Here is a 21,501-nt window from a genome sequence, read left to right as displayed (position 1 = left end):
GTGGCCCCTGGTGAACCTGCGGCGTCCGCCTTCGGTCAACCCGCGGCGCCGCGCTCGTTCGCCGCTTTCACGACCGGCACGCTTTGCAGCACGGGCATCGTCGCCGTCTGATATTCCGGCACCCAGCGCCGCAGATCGCGGCGCACCTCTTCGTCGGACAGCACGCGATGCTGCATCAGCCAGGGCAGCAGTTCGTCGATGAAATTGTCCGCCACGCCCCGCGCCTGCGCGATACGCAGCTTCGGATGCGGCGTGCGCGTGGTGGTTTCGTCGTCGGCGAGCAATTCCTCATAGAGCTTTTCGCCGGGACGCAGCCCCGTGAACGTGATGCGGATCTGCTCCTCCGAGAAACCATAGAGACGGATCAGGTCGCGCGCCAGATCGACGATCTTCACCGGCTGCCCCATGTCGAGAATGAATATCTCGCCACCGCGCCCCATGCTCGACGCCTGCAACACGAGTTGCGCGGCCTCCGGAATGGTCATGAAGAAGCGCGTGATTTCCGGATGCGTGACCGTGACCGGCCCGCCTCTCGCGATCTGCTGCTGGAACTTCGGGATCACGCTTCCCGCGCTGCCGAGCACGTTGCCGAAGCGCACCGTCTCGAACTGCGTGCGCGGCGCGGATTGCTGCAAGGCCTGGCACGCCATCTCGGCGAGACGCTTCGAGGCGCCCATCACGTTGGTCGGGTTGACGGCCTTGTCGGTGGAAATCAGCACGAAGTGGCGCACGTCGTGGCGCATCGCCGCGCGCGCCACGCGCAGCGTACCGAGCACGTTGTTGCGCACGGCTTGCCACGCGTTCTGCTCTTCCATCAGCGGGACGTGCTTGTAGGCCGCCGCGTGAAACACGATGTGCGGCGTGAAACGCGCCATGGTCTGGTCGAGCAGCAGCGAGTCCTTCGCGTCGCCGACGACCGGAATCACCGAGCATTCCGGAAACTTCTCGTGCAGCTCTTCGATCAGCCGGTACATCGCGTATTCGGAGAGGTCGTAGGCGATCAGTTGCGCAGGCGAGAAGCGCAGGATCTGCCGGCACAATTCCGAGCCGATCGAGCCGCCCGCGCCCGTCACCATCACCACGCGGCCATGCAGCAACTGCTCGACGTGCGGCATGTCGATCTTCACCGGCTCGCGCCCGAGCAGATCTTCCAGGTCGATCTGGCGCACGCGCGACAGGAAATTCTGGCCTTGCGTGAGCGGCGTGAGCGCAGGCAGCACCATCACCTTGATGCCGGCGCGCACGCACAGCGTGGCGACGCGCCGCTGCTCCTCCACCGACGCGGACGGAATCGCGATGATCACGTAGTCGGTCTTGAGCTGCTCGGCCACGCGCGCCAGGTCGCTGAATCCGCCCAGCACCTTGTGGCCGAGCACTTCGCGGCCCTGCTTGGCGGGATCGTCGTCGAGCAGACCGACGAGACGCCATTCGCTGGAGCGCGACAGCTCGCGCGCGAGCATCGCGCCCGCCGTGCCCGCGCCGAGCACGATCACGGGCTTGCCCTGTCCGACCAGCCCGCCGTACAGATAGAACTCCTTGGCCGCGCGATAGAGAGCGCGCGCGCCGCCCATCGCGAGGAACAGCAACAGCGGCGAGACGATCAGCACCGAACGCGGGATGATCGGCGTGGGCTGCGACATCACCGCGCCCACCATGACGACCAGCGCGCCCACCGCGATGGACTTGGAGATGCGCATAAGATCCGGCAGGCTCGCGAACACCCACATGCCGCGATAAAGGCCGAACACACGGAACACGATGGCATAGACCGGCAGCACCCAGATCAGCGCCATCAGCGCGCCGTGGCGGAAATCATGCGGCACGGCGCCGTTGAAGCGGATGATATAGGCGGCAAGCCATGATCCCGCGACGGCGACCAGATCGAAGACGAACGCACCCGCCGACAGCCACGTAGCTTTTATTCGATTCATCATTAGCACGGACCCTCAAGATTGTTCGGAATGACGCGTCTCATGACGCCGCCAGCACGCGTCGACCACCAAGCCCGCTGCCATGACCACGACTGCCCAGCCCGCCACTGCGCTCCACTGAGCCGCGAGAGAAAATCGCAGCGCCCAGTTGGCGAGGATTATGCCTGCCAGCATCAGCAGATACCACGCGAGCGCGGTGCGCGCGTGCCCCACCCCGAGGCGCACCATGCGCTGATAGTAATGCTCCCGGTGTGCCTGCCAAAATTTTTCGCCACGGGAAAGGCGTCGCAGCAAGGTCACGGACGCATCCGCGATGAACGGCGCGAAGACCAGCGCCGGAAACCAGACCGGCCAGACGCCGCGCTGCCAGCCCCAGTAGCCGAGCGCGCCCGCGAGAAAGCCCAACGGAATAGACCCCGCATCGCCAAGAAAAATCCGAGCCGGATGAAAATTCAGGGTCAGAAAGCCGACGGCCGCGCCCGCGATGGCCGCGCACGCCAGCCCCAGATCCGCCTGCGGCGCGGGACCGGCGAGCGCGGCGAGCGCGTATCCGCCGAAGCCGAACAGCGCCATGCCACCCGCAAGGCCGTCCGAGCCGTCCATGAAGTTATAGAGGTTGATGAGCCACACCATCAGAAAGCCGACGAGCACGAGCACCCACCACGGCACGCCCGCCGGATGCGCGGCGATGACGACCGCGACCGCGACGATATGCGCCGCGAAGCGCACGCGCGCGGGCAGTCCGCGCCGGTCGTCGATCTGCGAGACGGCTGCCAGGAACACCGCGCAGGCGGCGATGAGCCACATCGACGGCGCGATGGCGAAGAGCGCGACCACCGCGACCGGCACGATGCCCCAGCCGCCGACACGCGGCGTCGGCCGTTCGTGCAGCGAGCGCTCATTGGGAATGTCGGTGGCGAGACGCCAGGCGAGGCCGGTGCGCAGGAGCGCCTGAAGAATCAGCGCGCAGGCGATGGACGCCAGTACCGCGATCGATACCGCGGCGAGAGACGGCGAAGCCTCGAGAAGCGAAGACAGCATGCAAAGTTATCGGATTGGCTTGACGGCGGCCGACGATGGCATCGGGACCATTTTCGAGAAAACCCTCAAGGATACGCGAAGCCACGATAAAATTACTTTTAAATATCTGAAGAATAAAGAAAAATTACGTCTAAGCGCCTGTCGGCGAGCTTGCACTGCAAACGTTGGCGGGCGCTGCGCAGGAACATGACCATGTCACGCATTCTCGGGTAAATTCGACAAAAGTCGTATGGACATCCCTTCATCCGCCCAAGCCGAGGAGCGCGAGCAGTGGACACAAAGACGGAGACGGATCTTTTCGAATCGCAATTCGCTGACCCCGTTGTCATCGACCAGGTGAACGAACTCATCGCGTCGTCGAATGCGACGCTCGGTGTCGGCGGCGGCGGCAGCCATTTCGATGCGCGGCGCATGGCCATTTCGGTCGGCTACATGAAGGCGTTCGGGCTGAGCCAGGGGTATTGCGTCGAGATCGGCAGCCTCGACTATCTGACCGCGAAGGTCGTCTGGTCCTTCTTTCCGCAGGCGCAAGTCGTCGGGACGCGTCACGATCTGCGTCACAGGCCGATGCCCTTCCCCGACGGCTCCGTCGACAACATCGTGTGCCTCGAAGTCATCGAGCATATTTCCGACATCCGCTACCGGCAGGCGACCACGCTCGACGGCATCTTCTATTTTCTCGAGGAAGTGTTCCGCGTGCTGCGCGTGGGCGGCCGCGCGCTGATCTCGACGCCGAACGCCGCGAGCCTCTGGTCGATGATGCAAGTCCTGCGCGAACAGCCGCCGATGATGTACGAATGGCATTTCCGCGAATTCACGATGAGCGAACTGCGCCAGATCGTCGAGCACTGCGGCTTTAAAGTGGTCGCGCACAACGCCGAATATGCGTGGCATCTGTGGGACTTCTCGTTCATCACGCGCTTTCTCGAAGAGACGCGATTCAGTTGCGCCAATCGCGGCGACGATCAGTTCATCGTCATCGAAAAGCCGGCCGTGAGCGAGCGCCGGCCTCACGCGCTGAACCTGCCTTCGAATTTGCGGCACTATCCCGAACGTCTCGCGCTCAAGACCTTTCTGCGCAAGCTCAAATGGAAGCTGGGCATGCGTCCGACACCCCGGCGCTGAACGCCCTCTGCCCTCAGCGGGCGGGCGTCGAGCGGAACCACGCTGCCGTGGCGGCCAGTCCTTCGTCGAGCGACTGCGGCGGCTGCCAGCCGAGCGTCTCGCGAATGCGTTGCGAATCGACGCGCAGACTGCCGGTCAGACGATCGATCTGCGGGGCCTTGCCCGCCAGCTTCGCCATGCCGCGCAGCAATCCCGCGGGTACGGGCACGAGCCGCGCCGGGCGGCCGAGATGCTCGCCCAGCTTGCGGGCGAGTTCCGCGACGCTCGGATCGTAGCCGTCGGTCACATGAAACACGCGGCCCGTGGCGGCCGGATTGAGCGCGCATTCGATCGTCGCGCTCGCCAGATTGTCGACGCTGACGAGACTGCGGCGCGCCTCGATCGCGCCGAGCGGCAACGGCAGGCCTCGCGCAATCGCCTTCATCATCGCGAGGAAATTGGCGCGCACGCCCGGACCGTAGACCAGCGGCGGGCGCACGACCACGATCTCCATGCCCGTGCGGCCGCCGAATTCGAGCAGCTTTACTTCGGCTTCGGCCTTCGAGACGCCGTAGGCATCCGGCGGGCGGCGCGCGTCGTCCTCGGTGAAGGGACGACCCGGATCGCTCTCGCCCAGCGCCTTGATGCTGCTCATCAGCACGAAGCGCGTCGCGCCGGCGCGGCGCGCGCAATCGGCGGCGGCGAGCGCGCCGTCGACATTGGCGGCGCGGTAGGCTTGCAACACCGCTTCTGACTGCGCGGCGGCGTCGCCCATCATGTGCACGCGGGCGGCGAGATGAATCACGGCCTCGCAGCCATCGAAGTTATCGGGCGTGATCGAATCGAGCCCCTCGATACGGCGCACCTCGGCGCCGGGCTCGCCGTGCGCGTCGCCACGCACGATCGCCGCCGCCGCGATGCCGCGCGCAAGCAGCGCACGGCTCACCGCGCGCCCGACGAAGCCGTTCGCGCCGGTCACGGCGATGCGTTGCTGCATCGCGTTCATAGCCACTTCCAGCCGAAACGGTTGAAGAACTTGCACGCCGACGTCACGAACAGCTTGATGTGCACCGAGCCCTTGCGGGCCGCGCCGCCGCCGTGATGCAGGATGCGCACCGACGGCACGTACGCGATGCGCGCGACACGGCGCGTGCGCAGACTCAGGTCGTAGTCCTCGAAGTAAAGGAAATAGCGCGGATCGAAGCCTTTGAGCGACGTGAGCACGTCGGTTCTGAACAGCATGAAGCAGCCGGATACGATCGGCGGATCCCAGACGATGTCTTTCTCGCCGATCACATCGCGCATCTCGTAACGCGCGAGGCGCCGCGCGAACGGCTTGCGCAGCGCCGACGGCAGGAAGCCGCGCACGAACAGGTCGAGCACGGTCGGATAGCGGCGGCACAGATACTGCTGACGACCGTCGTCGCCGCCGATCCACGGCGCGAGCAAGCCCGTCTCGGGCGAATCGCGCAGGAACGCGAGCGCGCGGCGCAGGCCATCGGCGTTGATCTCGACGTCGGGATTGAGAATCAGGTGGTAGTGGCTCCGCGCGCGCTCGATCGCGAGATTGTGGCCACGCCCGTAGCCGACGTTGCCGTGCCCCGCGATCACCACGGTATCGATGTCGGTGTCGTCCGGCACCGGCAGATCGGCGAGTTCGCCGGGATTGCCGTTGTCGATCAGATACAGGCACGGGCGGCCCGCCACGTCGTGTAGTTGGGCGATGGCGGCCACGAGCGTCTCGACGGTGCGCGCGAGCAATGCCGCATCGGGCCGGTAGACGACGATCGAGATACTGAGTTCGACGGAATGTCCGGGCTGCTGCGCCGGCTGGCTATGCGGGGGAATCGCGTTCATCGGACGAGTGGGTGTCCGCGCCACGAAAGGAATACGGACCGCGCTGACTAGTGGAGACCGCACAGATTGTGCTCAAAGTCGCCATTTTCGGCAACCGCGCGACAGTGTGGACAATTTAGGTAAAGCGAACGGACCCCGTTTCCGTTTGTGATAAATTCTTCCCGCCAGATGCAGTATCCTGCCGCGTCGAAACGGCCCGTAGTAATCGCAAAGGCCCCTCCCGGGCCGCCGCTGTGGGCTTCCTGATCACCTAAACCGTGAATTTCATGAGCAAGCCCATCGTCGTCGATCTGGACGGCACGTTGATTCACTCCGACATTCTGGTCGAGAGCGGATTCGCCTTCCTCAGATCCTTTCCGCAGAAGTTTTACCAGCCGCTCCAATGGCTTTCGAGCGGTGGCAAGCCCGCGCTCAAGACAAAGCTCGCGGAGCGCGTGAACATCGATGTCACGACGCTGCCCTACAACACACAGGTCATCGCGTGGCTCGAGGAGATGCGCGCGGCCGGCCGCCGCATCGTGCTCGCCACGGCGAGTCACGAATCGTTCGCGCATCGCATCGCCGAGCACCTGGGCATCTTCGAGCGCGTCTTCGCGACCGATGAAAGCGTGAACCTCTCGTCGCACAAGAAGCGCGACCGGCTCGTGGCCGAGTACGGGGAACGCGGCTTCGACTATGTCGGCAATTCACACGACGATATCGCCGTGTGGGAAGCCGCCGACCGCGCCTATGTGGTCAATCCGCATTCCGGCGTCGTGCGCAAGGCGGGCAAGCGCGACAACATCGAGCAGGTGTTCGAGAATCGTCCGCCGTCGCACAAGGTCTGGGCGAAGTCGTTACGCCTGCATCAGTGGCTCAAGAATTTCCTGATCTTCGTGCCGCTGCTCGCGGGCCATCACCTGAACGATTTCCATCTGGTCGGGCTGGCCGTGCTCGCGTTCGTCGCATTCGGGCTATGCGCGTCGAGCGTGTATCTGCTCAACGATCTGCTCGATCTCGAAGACGACCGCCATCATCCGGTCAAACGCAAGCGCCCGCTCGCCGCCGGCACCATGCCGCTGTTATGGGGCATGGGACTATGTCCGATCCTGCTGGTCGGCGCGTTTGCGATAGCGCTCGCCTTCCTGCCCTGGCGCTTCAACGCGGTCTTGCTGGGCTACTACATCCTGACGCTCGCCTACTCGCTCGCGCTCAAGCGCCATGTGATGGTCGATGTCGTCGTGCTCGCCGCCCTCTACACCACGCGCATCGTCGCGGGCGCCGCCGCGGTCAGCGTGCCGCTGACCTTCTGGCTGCTCGCATTCTCGATGTTCTTCTTCCTGAGCCTCGCGCTCGTGAAGCGCTATACCGAGGTGCATTCCACGCTCAAGGCCGGGCGCGAGAAGACGCGCGGGCGCGGCTATCTATCGAGCGATCTGTCGGTGGTGTCGTCGCTCGGGACCTCGTCGGGCTATATCTCGGTGCTCGTGCTCGCCATGTATATCCAGGACGAGCGCACCGCCGCGCTGTACCGGCACCCGCAGTACATCTGGATCGCGTGTCCGCTGATGCTCTACTGGATCAGCCGCACGTGGGTGATCGCGCATCGCGGCGAGATGAACGACGATCCGATCGTGTTCGCCGCGCGTGATCGCATGAGCCTGCTGGTGGTCGCGCTGTGCGGCTTTGCATTCTGGCTCGCGACCTGAACGATGAGCGATCTGCTTTCCTGGGGCCGCTACCCGCGCCTGCCGCAAACGCCGCACGCCGCGCACTGGCGCGACGAAGCGCAGGCGCATTGGCGCGACGTACAGGCCGAGCACGGCACGACGCTCGCCTTCGGCAACGGCCGCAGCTATGGCGATGTGTGCCTCGCCGACTCGAATCACGTCTTCCAGACGCTCGCGCTCGACCGCATCATCTCGGCGGACTGGTCGCGCGGCATCCTGCGCGCGGAGCCGGGCATCACCTTCGAGCAGATTCTCGCGCTCGCCGTGCCGCGCGGCTGGATGCTGCCGGTCACGCCGGGCACGAAGTACGTGACGCTCGGCGGCGCCATCGCCAACGACGTGCATGGCAAGAATCATCACGTGCGCGGCACCTTCGGGCGTCACGTGCGCGCGTTCGGCCTCGCGCGCAGCGACGGCACGCTGATCGAGTGCTCGCCCGAATCGAACCCGGAGATGTTCGGCGCGACCATCGGCGGGCTCGGTCTCACCGGACTGATTCTGTGGGCCGAGTTCGCGCTGATGCCGATCCGCACGAGCCTCATCGACGTGACGAGCATCCGCTTCGGCAAGCTCGATGAGTTCTTCGATCTCTCCGAGGAATACGACGCGAAGCACGAATACTGCGTCGCGTGGGTGGATTGCGCGAGCCGCGGGCCGTCGCTCGGGCGCGGCATCTTCATGGCGGGCGATCACGCGATCCACGGCTCGCTCGATGTCGAGCAGCGCAACAAGCGCACCGTGCCGTTCACGCCGCCGGTCTCGCTCATCAACGGCCTCACGCTGCGCGCGTTCAACGAACTCTATTACCGCAAGCAGCGCAAGCTCGTGGAGATATCGCGCGTCGGCTACGACGGCTATTTCTATCCGCTCGACAGCCTGCTCGAATGGAACCGCATCTACGGGCCGTCGGGATTTCAGCAGTACCAGTGCGTGGTGCCTGCTGCGAGCGCGCGCGACGCCATACGCGCGATGCTCGACCGCATTTCGTCGAGCGGCACGGGCTCTTTCCTCGCGGTGCTCAAGCGCTGCGGCGACATTCCCTCGCCCGGTCTTCTGTCCTTTCCTATGGAAGGCACCTCGCTCGCGCTCGACTTTCCGCAGCACGAATTGCGCAACACGCAGCTCTTCGCCGCGCTCGACGCCATCGTGCACGAAGCGGGCGGCCGAATTTATCCGGCCAAGGACGCGCACATGTCGGCCGCCGATTTCCGCGCCGCCTACCCTCAATGGCAGCAGCTCGAATCGCTTCGCGATCCGGCCATGCTGTCGCATTTCTGGAAACGAATGATCGCCACATGAAGAACATCGTCATCGTAGGCGCCACGTCCGCCATCGCCATTGCCTGTGCCCGCGAATGGGCCGCGAAAGGCGCGCGCTTCTTTCTCGTCGCGCGCAATCAGGACCGCATGGAGCAGGTCGCGACCGATCTCACCGCGCGCGGCGCGGCCGCGGCGAGCGTGCATCGGCTCGATATCGACAAGCTCGAAGATCACGCCGCCATGCTCGCCGACCTCACGGCGCAGATGGATTCCATCGATATCGTGCTGGTCGCCTCGGGCACGCTGCCGGATCAGGCCGCGTGCCAGAACGATCCGGCCGTCGCGGTGCGCGAGTTCCACACCAACGCGCTTTCGCTGATCGCGCTGCTCACGCCGATCGCCAACCGGCTGGAGGCGCAGCGGCACGGCACGCTCGCGGTGATTTCATCGGTGGCGGGCGATCGCGGAAGGCCGTCGAATTATCTGTACGGCAGCGCCAAGGCCGCGCTGCAGGCGTTTCTCGAAGGCTTGCGCGCGCGTCTGTTCAAGGTCGGCGTGCATGTGGTCGACATCAAGCCGGGCTTCGTCGCCACGCCGATGACCGAAGGCCTGCCGCTGCCCGGCCCGCTCGTCGCGACGCCGGAGAAGGTGGCGAAGGACATCGTGCGGGCCGTCGAACGCAAGAAGGACGTGCTTTATACGCCGTGGTTCTGGTGGGGGATCATGCTCATCATCCGCAACGTGCCGCGCTTCCTGTTCAAGCGCTCGAATCTTTAAGCGAACGAGCGGAACACGTAGCGCTTGTCGAGCCGGTACTTGATCACATAGCCGATCGCGAGACCGATGCATCCGCCGACATAGCGCATCTCGGCCGTCCCGAAGATGTGATTGAAACCGAATTCGACGCCCCAGAAGATCGCCGTCGTGACGAGGCCCATCGTCACGTAGAGCGTGAACATGGTCGCGTCGTGGCGTGCGTTTTCCGCCTTGAAGCGGAAGATCCACTTCTTGTCGAGCACGTACTTCACGACCAGCCCGACGCCCGTGCCGACGAACACCGACAGCAGAATGTGCCACGGGCCGGCGTAGATGCGCGTGGAAAGGTCCTGTGCGCCGATGTTGGCCGCCGTCGCGATCGCGGCAAAGAGGGAGTAGAGCAACACGAGTTGCATGCGGGTTGGATCCGGGTTGAATGAGTTGAGGTAATTCAGACGGGCTGCCGCACGGGCGCGGCTTCGGCGACGCGCGCCGTATCGCTGCCGCGCGCGAGGAGCGCGAGCACGCCCGGCACGAAGCACACCGCCGACAGGGACAGCGCGTAACTTGCCGCGATCAGATGCCGCGTATTGTCCGCGAGGCCATCACCGAACGACGTGGCGTAACCCACGAAGCCGAAAAGCGCAAGAAAGCATGACACCTTCAGCAGCGCGAGACGCCCTGCCCGCTCTGTCTTGCGATACCGCGCGATCAGCACGAGCGACAAGACGAGCCCGCCCAGCACCGCATAGTTGACGTGACGCACATACAGGTCGCGCCACCAGGAGAACACGGGCACGGTCATGAAATTGCCGGTGTGCTCCATCGTCGTGCCGAGATAGCCGATGCGAATCTCGTTGCCCGCGTGGAACATCGCGCCGATGATGCGCGGCACGATCACCGGTTTCATCGCCGCGAGCCGCAGCACGTCGGAATAGGTCGAATGGGCGCGCTCGACGCACGACGGTCCGTTGGGCGCGAACGCCACGACCTTGATGCACTCCCTGAGCATGGGCTTGTCGCCGATGTGATCGATGGTCGCGATCTCTTCGGGGCTGAGCACGGTCAGCGCGCCCGCGTACACCGCGTGATACTGGTTGACGCCCTTGAACGCGCCAGAAAACACCGGCAGCACCGTGATGCACACGCACACCATGAGCGCAGCGGCGGATTTCAACGCGCCGCGCCGGCCCTCGAACAGCGGAAACACGAACGGCGCGACTATCAGCGGCAGCGGAAAGTATGCGGTCTTCGCCGCGCCGATGAATGTGGCGAGAGCGAGCGCGCTCCAGCGCAGCGCGCGCTGCCGCTGCGCGGACCGGTCGATGCGATAAACGAGCAGCCCGAGCACCGGCAGGAAAATGATGACGACCTGATCTTCGAAGAACGTGTTGAAATAAGCCGAGAATTCGGACGAAAGCGCGAGTGTGCCGGCCAGGGCCATGAATACCCACATCGTGAGCAGATTTTCCGTTCTGCGCATGCGCGCGAACATCGCGAGAAACGCGCCGAAATAAATCACGCGCGAAAGCAGCGAGCCGATGATGAACGAGTATTCATGCGACGGACCATCGAGCAGCCGGACGAACAGCGACTGAATAAAGAGATATATCTTGTAGGACGACAGCGTGAAGAGCGCGGGTTTTTCAAACAACCGCTCCTTGAATACCCACTTGTCGTGCCAGAAAGTCAGGAAAAGCCGATGCGCCTCGTCGCTTCCGGGCGCTGGAAAGAGCGAACTGAAGCCCGCCGGCCGGTCAATGAAAAACGTGATGCTGCGATTGAAGTCCATGTTGTCGGCGATGCCGCTGAACAGATGCAGCGCGCCGAGCGCGAGTAGCAGCGCCACGAATATGCGGAACAGTCCGTTGGAAGCGAACAGGCGCTTGATACTCTCTGACATGGAGTTCCGGTGAAGTGAATTCGGGTGATCGAACGATGCGCGACGGCGAGCGGAACAAGCGGTCCCATGAGCAGGTCGCGTCGTGCGGACCTTATCAACCAGGGCGATTACGCGACAGGCGACAAGTGTAACGGACGTTTCAAACTACAAGAACGCTTGATTGGCGCGGGCGCGACAGGTGAAGATTCACAATTCGTCGATTTTCGACTGCGCCGCGCGTGGGCCCGGCCTAATCGAAGCGCCGCGCCTCAGGGCCAGAGCACCGCGATCGAAAAGGTGCATGAAGTATAATTCGCAGCTTGCCTTTTGCGCCGACAAACGGTCGTGCGGTTTTTTTACGTGTCAGCGTATGAAGAATTATCGATCAGGCGCTGGCGCGCTTATTTACCGATTAATGTTCGAGTCAAGCAACAAAAAGGGTTATTTTTGCGTGTCACAAGGACGGAGCGGGTCTCGCCGACTACCATGCCGGACTTTCCCAGAAACATGGCAGCTTTGCGTTCCGTAAGAATGCGCTAAGGCAGTTTTCAACAGCATTCGCTTAACTCGATGAATCCACATTCGAAGCATCCCGCGTCGCTCGCCGCCATTTTGAGGAGTGTCTGGCGAAACCGCGGACTGATTCTCCAGATGACACAGCGTGAAGTCATCGGCCGCTATCGTGGCTCGGTGATGGGCCTCGCCTGGTCCTTTTTCAACCCGGTGCTGATGCTGGTCGTCTACACGTTCTTCTTCTCGGTCGTGTTCAAGGCGCGCTGGGGCACGCTCGACGACAACAAGGGCGCGTTCGCGGTCGTTCTGTTCGTCGGACTGATCCTGCACAGCCTGCTCGCCGAGTGCATCAACCGCGCTCCGACGCTGATTCTCGCGAACGTCAACTACGTCAAGAAGGTGATCTTTCCGCTCGAGATCCTGCCGATCGTCGCGCTCGGTTCAGCGCTCTTTCACAGCGCGATCAGCCTGCTCGTGCTGATCATCGCGGAAGTGCTGCTGCTGCACACGCTGCCCTGGACCGCCATTCTGTTCCCGCTGATTCTCTTGCCGCTCATCATCGGCGCGATGGGCTTCGCGTGGTTTCTGTCGGCCTTCGGCGTGTACGTGCGCGACATCGCGCAGATCACCGGCATCATCACGTCCGTGCTCATGTTCCTTTCGCCCGTCTTCTATCCGGTGTCGAATCTGCCGCCGCAGTATCAAGGCTTGATCAGGCTCAATCCGCTCACCTTCATCATCGAGGAAGGTCGCAATACGCTCATCTTCGGCAAGCAGCCCGACTGGACGAGCTGGGTCATCTGCATGGCCGGATCCATAATCGTCTGCTGGCTGGGCTTCTGGTGGTTCCAGCGCACGCGCAAAGGCTTCGCCGATGTGCTGTAAGCTTGACGGAAGCATTCGCAAGACCGTCGACACATGACAGATCGGGCGCGCGGCTTTGACCGCGCGCCGGAATTTTAGAGGTTACCCGGAGGCTAGCAACACCATGTCGGCACAACTCGTCCCCACCATTCTTTGCGGCGGCGCCGGCTCTCGCCTGTGGCCCGTATCGCGCGAATCGCACCCAAAGCCGTTCATCCGGCTGGAAGACGGCGAAAGCCTGCTGCAGAAAGCATTCAAGCGCGGCGCGCATCTTCCGGGCGTGGCCCAGGTGTTGACGGTCACCAATCGCGACCTCTTTTTCAAAACGAGTGACGAGTATCGCGAAGTGAACAAGGAAGGCCTGTCGGCCTCGTTCATTCTCGAGCCGTTCGGACGCAACACGGCCGTGGCGGTCGCGTCCGCGGCGTTGCATGTATCGGCCACGCTCGGCGACGATGCGCTGCTGCTCGTGCTGCCCGCCGATCATCTCGTGAGCAACCAGCCGGCCTTCGCGGCGGCGGTGAAAGAGGCGGTGACGCTGGCGCAAGCGGGCGCGCTCGTCACCTTCGGCATCACGCCGACATTTCCTGAAACCGCCTACGGCTATATCGAGGCGGACGGCACGAAGGTGCGCCGTTTCGTCGAGAAGCCGAACGCCGAAACCGCGCAGACCTATCTCGACTCCGGCAACTTCCTGTGGAACGCCGGCATGTTCTGTTTCAGCGCGGGCACGGTCATCGCGGAGATGACGAAGCACTGCCCCGACGTGCTCGACGCCACGCGCAAGTGCCTGGACGCGGCCCGCCGCGCAGCCGGCGCGGACGGCGCGCAGATCGAACTCGACGGCGACACGCTCGGCCTCGCTCCGGACATCTCGATCGACTACGCGCTGATGGAGCGCTCGACGAACGTCGCGGTCGTGCAATGCGATATCGGCTGGAGCGACATCGGCTCGTGGAACGCGATGGGCGAGCTCGCGCATCCCGACGAGCGCGGCAATCGCGTGGAAGGCGAAGCGCTCTTGCATGACGTGTCGAACTGCTATGTGCGCAGCGAAAGCCGTCTGGTTGGCGCGGTCGGCGTGGAAGATCTGCTGATCGTCGATACCGCGGACGCGCTGCTTGTCGCGAACCGTCATCGCGCGCAGGACGTGCGTCACGTGTACGCCGCGCTCAAGGCGAGCGGCCACGAGGCATACAAGGTGCATCGCAGCGTGCATCGGCCATGGGGCGTCTACACGGTGCTGGAAGAAGGTTCGCGCTTCAAGATCAAGCGCATCGAGGTGAAGCCGGGCGCGAGTCTTTCGCTGCAACTGCATCACCATCGCAGCGAGCACTGGATCGTGGTGAGCGGCATGGCGCTCGTCGTCAACGGTGAGAACGAATTTTACGTGCGCACCAACGAATCGACCTACATTCCCGCCGGCCACAAGCACCGGCTGACGAACCCGGGCGTCGTCGATCTGGTGATGATCGAGGTACAGAGCGGCGAGTATCTGGGTGAAGACGACATCGTCCGTTTCGACGACAACTACGGACGAAGCTGAGCCATGAGCCAAGCCAGTGCGCGCCCGAGCCTCAAGCAGCGCATCAAGGGGAGGCTCCTGCGCTCCTCGACCTACTTCTTCCTCGCCGCGCTCAAGTACTACGTCGGCAACAACGTGATCGCGCACGTTCCCTGGGAACGTCTGCGCAATGCGTATTACCGGCGCATTCTCGGCATCCGCATCGGGCAGCGCACGCACGTCAGCATGCGCCAGTTCTTCACCGGCTATCACTCGCGCTGCAACGTGAGCATCGGCAACAACTGCGTGCTCAATCGCGAGATTTATCTCGACGGGCGTACGGGTGTGGTCATCGGCAACAATGTGAACGTCTCGTTCCAGTGCTGCATTCTCTCGCTGCATCACGACCATAATCATCCCGGCTTCGCGTCTATCGGCGGCGTGGTCGAGATCAGGGATCACGCGTGGCTCGGCGCGCGCGCGACCATTCTGCCGGGCGTGACCATCGGTGAAGGCGCGGTCGTGGCCGCCGGCGCGGTCGTCACGAAAGACGTCGCGCCGTACACGGTGGTCGGCGGCGTGCCCGCGAAGTTCATCGCCGAGCGCAATCGCGAGATCGCGTATCTGACCGACTTCTCGCCCTTCTTTGACACCGACGTATTCGACGAATCTCATGGCTAGCATGCGTAAAAAGAACGTTCTCGTATTCACCCTGGCGCCGCCCTTGCCCGCCAACGCGGGTGGCGCGATCTACACGATGAATACGCTCGCGCCGCTCGTCGACGACTACGATTTCCATCTGTTCACGATTGGCGGCGAAGAAGAGCAGAAGAAGGTCGAGCAGCATCGCGATCTGTATGAGCGCCACTTCAAGTCGGTGCACGTCGAACCGCGCGCGCCGATGCCCGCCGACAAGACCACCGCCGGCCGCGCGCTGCATTCGCTCATGCATTCGCTGCACGGCCTGCCGTTCATGGACGCGAGCTATTTCAGCCGCGACGCCGTGCGCAATGCGCGCCGCATCATCCGCGAGCAGAACATCGACATGCTGGAGGTGCACACCACGCATCTCGCGTTCTTCCGCAAGTTCGCGCCCAATCTGCCCGCGGTGCTGGTGAGCCATAACATCGAGTCCGACCTGTTCCCGTTCTGGATTCCCGGCGGGCTCGGCGGCTGGCAGAAGCTCGCAGTGTCGAAGGTCGCCGAAATCAGCCGCCGCAACGCGAAGAAGGTCGAAATCGACAACGCGTGGAACTTCGACGCGATGACCTTCATCTCGCGCGAGGACATGGACCGCGTGACCGCGCCGGTCGAGAAGCACTACATTCCGCTGTGCTTTCCGGTGAAGGAATCCGACTACAGCAAGAAGCCGAAGGATGTCGTCAACATGCTGTGGATGGGCGGCTTCTGGTGGTATCCGAACGCGGAAGGCGTCGCCTGGTTCGCGCGCGACATCCTGCCGCTCGTGAAGGACCGGCTCGCGGAAAACAACATCAGGCTGCAATTCCTCGGCGCCAATCCGCCGGACGATCTGAAGGCGCTGCACGACGGCAAGAACATCTTCGTGCACGGCTTCGTGCCGTCCATCGAGCCGATTCTCGCCGACGCGCACCTGCTTTTCGTGCCGCTCCTGTCGGGCAGCGGCGTGCGCGTGAAGATTCTCGAATCGATGAGCAACGGCATCCCGATCCTCTCCACCGCGAAGGGCTGCGAAGGTCTCGGCGCGGTCGATGGCCGCGATCTGGCGATCGCCAACGCCGCCGACGAATTCGCCGAGCAGATGATCCGTCTCGCGAACGATCCGGAAAAGCGCGCCGAGATGGCGCGCAACGCGCAGGCGTTGCTCCAGACGCGCTACAACCTGGATGCGTGCGTCGAGATCAAGCGCCGTCTGTACAACAAGCTGCTGGGCATCGCGCCCGGCGCCGCCGCGCAACCCACGCACGCGTCGCACTGACGAAGACAAGCGGCCGCCCGCGAGCGGCCGCACCGCGTAGCAACGCACGCCACGCCCGAAGCCGATTCAGCCGTCCAATACATGCTCATGCAAACTGCCGCGAACACTCTGCCGGAATCGACGGACACTCTGCTCGTCAACGTCGACCACCTGTCGAAGGTCTTCCGGATCTACGACAAGCCAGCCGATCGCCTGCGGCAGTCCTTCGCCTCGCGCGTCAAGCTGCCGGGCCGCGCCGCGCGCGAGTACGGCCGCAATTTCTGGGCACTGCACGACGTGTCGTTCTCCGTTAAGCGCGGCGAAACCATCGGCATCATCGGGCGCAACGGCTCGGGCAAGTCCACGCTGCTGCAGATCATCGCGGGCACGCTGTCGCCGAGCAGCGGCGAGATCGCGGTCAACGGCCGCATCTCCGCGCTGCTCGAACTCGGCGCGGGCTTCAATCCGGAATTCAGCGGCCGCGAGAACGTGTTGCTGTCGGCGCGCATCATGGGCGTCTCGCCCGAGGAAATCGCCGCGCGCTTCCATGAGATCGAAGCCTTCGCGGATATCGGCGAGTTCATCGACCAGCCGGTCAAGACGTATTCGTCGGGCATGTACGTGCGCCTCGCGTTCGCGGTGGCGATTCACGTGTCGCCGGACCTTCTCGTCGTGGACGAAGCGCTCGCCGTCGGCGACACCGCCTTCCAGACCAAGTGCCTGACGCGCATCCGCGATATGCAGAAGGCGGGCGTCACCATCCTTCTGGTCACGCACTCCACGAATACGCTGGTCGAATATTGCGACCGCGCGATCTATCTTAAGCGCGGCCGGCTGATCAAGGACGGCCCGTGTCGCGACGTCGTGAAGCTCTACGCGAACGATCTCGTCGATGAGGAAGGCGGCCGCGCCATCGACATTCCCGTGCCCGAAGGCGACGCGAGCGAAGCGCGCGAGCAGGCGGACACCGTGTCCGAGACAAAGAAGGTCGTGTCCGACAAGACCTCCATTCTCGACGTGAAGATCACCGACGAGGACGGCCGCGAGCGCACGACCTTCGCCTTCGACGATCCGTTCAGGATCACCGTGTCGATTCGGGTCGCGCAGCCGAACCATCGGCCGTGCTTCGGCGTGCAACTGAAAAGCGTGGACGACATCGTGCTGTGGAGCACGACCACGCAACACATGAACATCGAGCTGGGCTCGCTGGAGGCGGGCACTTATCACTTCACGTGGTCGCTGCGCGCCAATTTCTCGGGCAACCGCTATGTCGTCGCGATCGGCGTGGGCGATGTCGAGTCGGGCGAATACAAGCGCCACGCGCGCCTGCCCTACGCCGGCCACATCGACGTGCTGCCGCAGAGCAACGGCGGCTCCGGCTGGCTCGCCCCCTGCCCCGTATTCGACTTCACGAAATGAGCCCGTCAATGAGCACGCCAACGAGCACGGATAGCCACGACATGCCGGATCGCATCAGAGTGGTCGCCGTGGGTTACTACGGCGCACCGAATGTTGGCGACGAGCTGCTGCTCGCCGCCCTCGCGCGCCAGGTTCACGCGAAAGGCGGCGAACTCATCGCGCTCAGCAACAATCCCGAGTACACGAAAACGCGGCTGGGTATCGAGGCCGTCGATTATTTCAATCTCGGCGATGTCGGCCGCGCGCTCGCAAAGTCCGACCTGCTGGTGTTCGGCGGCGGCGGGATCTTTCAGGATCACCATCCGTTCAACGTCGAGGCGCTGTACGACCCGACGCAGAACGATATCGCGGCCTACGCGCGCATCTTCTACATGGCGCGGCAGTTCGGATTGCGCACCGCGATCTGGGGGCACGGCGTCGGGCCGCTCAATCATCCGAAGGCGCGCGAAGTCGTGAAGGACGTCTTCACGCAGGTCGACGACGTCACGCTGCGCGATAACGATTCGCTCGCGCTCCTGCGCTCGCTCGGCGTTGCGCGCGCGATCGAAGTCGGCGCCGATCCCGGCTGGGGCTATGTCGCGGGCCAGGCGGAGCCGGTCGCGATCGAGATTCCGGGGATCGAGGCGCTCGCGGGACGCAGGAAGCTCGCGATCATCGCGCGGCTGTGGGAGTTCTCGCACGACTGGGAAGAAAAGCTCATCGCCGCGTTGCGCAAGACGCTGACGCCGGAATGGTCGGTCGTGTGGGTCGGCTTCCAGTGGTCCGAAAGCACGCGCGAGCAGACTTCCGACCGCGACTTCCTCGAATCGATGAAGAGCCAGCTCGGCACGGATATCCCGAGCGTCGTCGTAGACCGGCTCACGCCGGACGAAGCGCTCGCGGTGCTGCGCCAGTGCGACGCCGCGTTCTCGATGCGCCTGCACGCGAGCATCATGACGATCGCGTCGAGAATTCCGACCGCCGCGCTCGAATACGACCGCAAGATGGCGCTCGCGCACGACATGGCCGGCATGCCCGCCGATCTGCGCGTGCAGCTCACCGACGACGAAGCGAAATTCAGCCACACGCTGCGCCGTCTGACCGGCGCCGATGCCGATGCGCCCGCATGGGTCGTCGCGCCTGAAACGCTCGCGGAGCTGGCGTCGTCGTCGCATGTGCACGAGGTCATGCTCGACGCGGCCATGGAGCGCGCGCGGGGCGTGTCGCAATCGCGCGAAGCATGGCAAAGCCGCGATTTCGACTGGATGAGCACGTGGCTCGAACAGGCCATCTGGCACAAGAACGCCGCGCTGAGAATGCGCGAGAAGGCTCTGGAAATCCTGCGCTATCGCGACAGCCAGCTCAGCACGAGCGAAGCGCAGGCGGCGCAGGCGCGCGCCGCCGAGCAGGCCGTGCGCGAGCAGTCCGCGGCCCACGAGAAGCGCGTGCACGAGCTGAGCGACATGTACAACGCGTCGCAAGGCTCGATCGCGGAGCTGCGGCGCGAGCTCGAAGCGAGCCGCCAGGAGACCCAGGCCGCGCTGGAGTCGGTCACCGTCGCGCAGCAGCAACTCGCCGTGGCGAACGAGGCACGGCTCGCCCAGACGCGCGAGATTCAGGAAATCCGCAACCACCACCGACTATTATTTCGATTATTCAGAATCGCGCCTCACGGCTCTGCCAGCGATTCCACGGATTCGGTCGCCGACAACGCCCGCTCTTCATCCCTGGGTTCGAACATGTTCGTACGTAAGTTCATCTCCGCTCCGCGCGCCTATACGGGTCGCGCCGTCTATATCCTGCGCAACGGTGGAGTGCGCGCACTCGCTTCCGCCGCAAAGCGCCACTACCGCACGCAGCAGGCGATGCAGGACGCACACGCGAAGATCATCGAGGCCGCGCCTCAAGAACTCGCCCCGACCGACCCGGACCTGTGGTTCCGCGCTGCGGCCAAGCTGCAGCGCTCGGAGCTGGTGATCGTCTCGCAGCATCGCTACGACTGGGCGGGCGCCGCGCATCGGCACGCGCAGCTCGCGCTCGCCGCCCTCCACGCCGGGCATCGCGTGATCTACCTGTACGTGTCGCCCGAAGATGGCGCGGCTAACGCGGCCGCAGCGCCCGCCTTGCAGATTCCCGGCCTGATTCATCAGTCGATCGACGCGGCCACGCTCGAATATGTATTCGAGCGTGTGTCGGAATCGGCGCGACTCGTGATCGGCGTGCCGGATTCGCGGGTGGCGCCGTTCTTCCAGTACGCAAAGCATCGCGGCGTCGAGACGATTTTCGATGTCGCCTACGACTGGACGCACGCCGCCGAGCCGCATCGCGCGATGTATTCGACGCTGCTCGCCCAGGCCGACCGCTGCACGGTCGCGACGCCCGCGCTCGCGGAAGTCGTGCGCCAGAAGCAGCGCGAGGAAGTGGAAGTGCTGCCCGGCGCGGCGCTGCATACGGTGTTCGATCCGTACAAGACCTTCGAAGCGCCCGGAGGATTCGCCGCGAAAAATGGCCGCGTCGCGCTGTTCCATGGCGTAAACGGCCTCGAATCGGTCGACTGGGCGCTCGTGCGCCGCACCGCGGAGCAAGCGCCGGAAGTGACCTTCTGCTTCATCGCCGACGGCACGCCGCCGCCGAACATGCCGGCGAACGTCGTCGTGCGCGCGGCGGTACCGCTCGACAAGCTGCCGGCCTACGTCGCGCATGCGCATTTCCTGTTCTTCCCGCTTTTGCGCGATGCGCTCGTCGATGGCGACGCCACCGCCGGCATCTACGCCGGCCTGCATCTGCGCAAGCCGGTCGTGACCTCGCTCGATTTCGGCATCACGCCGACGGCAAGCCTGCATGTCTGCGAAGACGAAACCTCGTTCGCCGCGCGTTGCGCGGAACTCGGCCGGGCGGAATCCGCCCCGCTCGCCGACGACAGCTTCGTCTCGAAGAACAGCTGGCTCGGCCGTCTCGAACACCTGTGCCCGGCCGCGCCGCGCCGCGACGTGAGCGTGGTGATCCTGATCCACAACAACGCGAAGATCATCGCGCGGGCGCTGGAAACGCTGCTCGCGCACTGCTCGCCGTATCTCGCCGATGTCGTCGTGGTCGACAACGCGAGCGTCGACGGCGGCGCCGAAATCGTCGAGAAGCACTTCCCGCAGGTGAAGCTCGTGCGCAATCCGGAGAACGGCTGCTCGTCGGGGCGCAATCTCGGCGTCGAGCACAGCACGGGCAAGTACATCGCGTTCTTCGACAGCGACCAGTGGTTCGCGGGTTCGTCGGGCTTCGCGGAGGCGCTGCACGTGCTCGAAAACGATGCGAGCGTCGGCGTGATCGGCTGGAACGCCGGCTGGTTCGACAAGACGCGCACGGACCTGGGCGGCATGATCGCCGACTACTGCCCGAACCGCGCAATGAACGCGGTCGCGATCCGCGACGGTTATCGCGCGGACATCGGCTTTCTCGGCACGAGCGGCTTCTTCATGCGCCGCCGCACCTTCGACGCAACGCACGGCTTCGATACCTTTTACGACCCGACCTGCTTCGAAGACACGGACTTGTGCTTCCAGATCAAGGCGCTCGACATGAAGGTGACGTTCCGTGATCTCTCGGGCGTGCGCCATCAGCCGCATCAGACCACGCAAGCCAATTCGGGCAGCGACAAGTACACCGCATTGTTCCTGCGCAACGCGCAGTACTTCAAGGAGAAGTGGCGCGATTATCCGCACTTCTATCTCGACTACACGTGGTAAAGGAACC

At 64.1% G+C, this 21,501-nt stretch carries 16 protein-coding genes; 10 read left to right on the top strand and 6 right to left on the bottom strand.

Going from position 1 to position 21,501, the window contains the following annotated elements; all coding sequences use genetic code 11:
* Positions 1–35: 35 nt before the first annotated feature.
* Both AWB79_RS19055 and AWB79_RS19050 read right to left on the bottom strand, forming a co-directional pair.
* The gene (locus AWB79_RS19055; RefSeq protein WP_061169083.1) at positions 36–1,931 is read right to left on the bottom strand and encodes a nucleoside-diphosphate sugar epimerase/dehydratase; all 1,896 of its coding nucleotides are present in this window, start codon (positions 1,929–1,931) and stop codon (positions 36–38) included.
* Positions 1,932–1,946: 15 nt separating this feature from the next.
* Positions 1,947–2,972 (bottom strand): MraY family glycosyltransferase, encoded by a 1,026-nt coding sequence (locus tag AWB79_RS19050; protein WP_061168991.1) that lies wholly within the window; start codon positions 2,970–2,972, stop codon positions 1,947–1,949.
* A gap of 270 nt (positions 2,973–3,242) precedes the next feature.
* Here AWB79_RS19050 and AWB79_RS19045 point away from each other — a divergent pair, with 270 nt between their 5' ends.
* A complete protein-coding gene (locus tag AWB79_RS19045; protein ID WP_061168990.1) occupies positions 3,243–4,097 on the top strand; it encodes a methyltransferase domain-containing protein in 855 nt (284 codons plus the stop codon).
* A gap of 13 nt (positions 4,098–4,110) precedes the next feature.
* On the opposite strand, the gene AWB79_RS19040 is transcribed toward AWB79_RS19045, so the two are convergent.
* The gene (locus AWB79_RS19040; RefSeq protein WP_061169082.1) at positions 4,111–5,073 is read right to left on the bottom strand and encodes a UDP-glucose 4-epimerase family protein; all 963 of its coding nucleotides are present in this window, start codon (positions 5,071–5,073) and stop codon (positions 4,111–4,113) included.
* Between the two features lie 5 nt (positions 5,074–5,078).
* Positions 5,079–5,933: a glycosyltransferase family 2 protein gene (locus tag AWB79_RS19035; RefSeq protein ID WP_061168989.1), complete on the bottom strand. Its 855-nt coding sequence runs from the start codon at positions 5,931–5,933 to the stop codon at positions 5,079–5,081.
* A gap of 266 nt (positions 5,934–6,199) precedes the next feature.
* Between AWB79_RS19035 and AWB79_RS19030 the strand changes: the two genes are divergently transcribed.
* From AWB79_RS19030 to AWB79_RS19020, 3 genes are read left to right on the top strand one after another with little or no spacing between them, the layout of a single operon-like run.
* Positions 6,200–7,621: a UbiA family prenyltransferase gene (locus tag AWB79_RS19030; RefSeq protein WP_061168988.1), complete on the top strand. Its 1,422-nt coding sequence runs from the start codon at positions 6,200–6,202 to the stop codon at positions 7,619–7,621.
* Between the two features lie 3 nt (positions 7,622–7,624).
* Positions 7,625–8,941 (top strand): FAD-binding oxidoreductase, encoded by a 1,317-nt coding sequence (locus tag AWB79_RS19025; RefSeq protein ID WP_061168987.1) that lies wholly within the window; start codon positions 7,625–7,627, stop codon positions 8,939–8,941.
* Complete coding sequence (locus AWB79_RS19020; protein WP_061168986.1) at positions 8,938–9,678, top strand: SDR family oxidoreductase; 741 nt, start codon at positions 8,938–8,940, stop codon at positions 9,676–9,678. The genes AWB79_RS19025 and AWB79_RS19020 overlap by 4 nt, the downstream gene beginning before the upstream one ends.
* Here the strand turns inward: AWB79_RS19020 and AWB79_RS19015 are convergent.
* Together AWB79_RS19015 and AWB79_RS19010 are read right to left on the bottom strand one after the other, a co-directional pair.
* Positions 9,675–10,073, bottom strand: a complete 399-nt coding sequence (locus tag AWB79_RS19015) for a GtrA family protein (RefSeq protein ID WP_061168985.1) — start codon at positions 10,071–10,073, stop codon at positions 9,675–9,677. The genes AWB79_RS19020 and AWB79_RS19015 overlap by 4 nt on opposite strands.
* Positions 10,074–10,108: 35 nt before the next feature.
* Positions 10,109–11,560, bottom strand: coding sequence for a YfdI family membrane protein (locus AWB79_RS19010; protein ID WP_061168984.1), 1,452 nt, complete (start codon positions 11,558–11,560; stop codon positions 10,109–10,111).
* Positions 11,561–12,109: 549 nt separating this feature from the next.
* Here AWB79_RS19010 and AWB79_RS19005 point away from each other — a divergent pair.
* The 6 genes from AWB79_RS19005 (at position 12,110) to AWB79_RS18980 (ending at position 21,494) form a co-directional block, all read left to right on the top strand.
* Positions 12,110–12,937, top strand: a complete 828-nt coding sequence (locus AWB79_RS19005; protein ID WP_061168983.1) for an ABC transporter permease — start codon at positions 12,110–12,112, stop codon at positions 12,935–12,937.
* A gap of 103 nt (positions 12,938–13,040) precedes the next feature.
* Positions 13,041–14,462, top strand: a complete 1,422-nt coding sequence (locus AWB79_RS19000) for a mannose-1-phosphate guanylyltransferase/mannose-6-phosphate isomerase (RefSeq protein ID WP_061168982.1) — start codon at positions 13,041–13,043, stop codon at positions 14,460–14,462.
* A 3-nt stretch (positions 14,463–14,465) separates the two neighbouring features.
* Entirely contained in the window at positions 14,466–15,101 is a 636-nt protein-coding gene (locus tag AWB79_RS18995) for an acyltransferase (protein WP_061168981.1), read from the top strand.
* A 1-nt stretch (position 15,102) separates the two neighbouring features.
* On the top strand, positions 15,103–16,377 hold the full coding sequence (locus AWB79_RS18990) for a glycosyltransferase family 4 protein (protein WP_061168980.1): 1,275 nt from the start codon (positions 15,103–15,105) through the stop codon (positions 16,375–16,377).
* Between the two features lie 81 nt (positions 16,378–16,458).
* Positions 16,459–17,775 carry an ABC transporter ATP-binding protein gene (locus AWB79_RS18985; protein WP_232470929.1) on the top strand — a complete coding sequence of 439 codons (1,317 nt, stop codon included), beginning with the start codon at positions 16,459–16,461 and terminating at the stop codon, positions 17,773–17,775.
* An 8-nt stretch (positions 17,776–17,783) separates the two neighbouring features.
* Positions 17,784–21,494: a polysaccharide pyruvyl transferase family protein gene (locus tag AWB79_RS18980; RefSeq protein ID WP_061168979.1), complete on the top strand. Its 3,711-nt coding sequence runs from the start codon at positions 17,784–17,786 to the stop codon at positions 21,492–21,494.
* Positions 21,495–21,501: the final 7 nt, after the last annotated feature.

It is taken from the genome of Caballeronia hypogeia, from assembly GCF_001544875.2.
In the GTDB taxonomy this organism is placed as follows: Bacteria; Pseudomonadota; Gammaproteobacteria; order Burkholderiales; family Burkholderiaceae; genus Caballeronia; species Caballeronia hypogeia.
The sequence above is the reverse complement of the archived record's forward strand: the minus strand, read 5'-3'. Positions and strand labels throughout refer to the sequence as shown.

Bases quoted from the DNA above. Each gene is read 5' to 3' on its own strand.
- AWB79_RS19000 (WP_061168982.1), top strand. From the start codon at position 13,041: ATGTCGGCACAACTCGTCCCCACCATTCTTTGCGGCGGCGCCGGCTCT.
- AWB79_RS18985 (WP_232470929.1), top strand. From the start codon at position 16,459: ATGCTCATGCAAACTGCCGCGAACACTCTGCCGGAATCGACGGACACT.
- AWB79_RS18980 (WP_061168979.1), top strand. From the start codon at position 17,784: ATGAGCACGCCAACGAGCACGGATAGCCACGACATGCCGGATCGCATC.
- AWB79_RS19050 (WP_061168991.1), bottom strand. From the start codon at position 2,972: ATGCTGTCTTCGCTTCTCGAGGCTTCGCCGTCTCTCGCCGCGGTATCG.
- AWB79_RS19005 (WP_061168983.1), top strand. From the start codon at position 12,110: ATGAATCCACATTCGAAGCATCCCGCGTCGCTCGCCGCCATTTTGAGG.
- AWB79_RS18990 (WP_061168980.1), top strand. From the start codon at position 15,103: ATGCGTAAAAAGAACGTTCTCGTATTCACCCTGGCGCCGCCCTTGCCC.
- AWB79_RS19040 (WP_061169082.1), bottom strand. From the start codon at position 5,073: ATGCAGCAACGCATCGCCGTGACCGGCGCGAACGGCTTCGTCGGGCGC.
- AWB79_RS19030 (WP_061168988.1), top strand. From the start codon at position 6,200: ATGAGCAAGCCCATCGTCGTCGATCTGGACGGCACGTTGATTCACTCC.
- AWB79_RS18995 (WP_061168981.1), top strand. From the start codon at position 14,466: ATGAGCCAAGCCAGTGCGCGCCCGAGCCTCAAGCAGCGCATCAAGGGG.
- AWB79_RS19025 (WP_061168987.1), top strand. From the start codon at position 7,625: ATGAGCGATCTGCTTTCCTGGGGCCGCTACCCGCGCCTGCCGCAAACG.
- AWB79_RS19015 (WP_061168985.1), bottom strand. From the start codon at position 10,073: ATGCAACTCGTGTTGCTCTACTCCCTCTTTGCCGCGATCGCGACGGCG.
- AWB79_RS19020 (WP_061168986.1), top strand. From the start codon at position 8,938: ATGAAGAACATCGTCATCGTAGGCGCCACGTCCGCCATCGCCATTGCC.
- AWB79_RS19035 (WP_061168989.1), bottom strand. From the start codon at position 5,933: ATGAACGCGATTCCCCCGCATAGCCAGCCGGCGCAGCAGCCCGGACAT.
- AWB79_RS19010 (WP_061168984.1), bottom strand. From the start codon at position 11,560: ATGTCAGAGAGTATCAAGCGCCTGTTCGCTTCCAACGGACTGTTCCGC.
- AWB79_RS19055 (WP_061169083.1), bottom strand. From the start codon at position 1,931: ATGAATCGAATAAAAGCTACGTGGCTGTCGGCGGGTGCGTTCGTCTTC.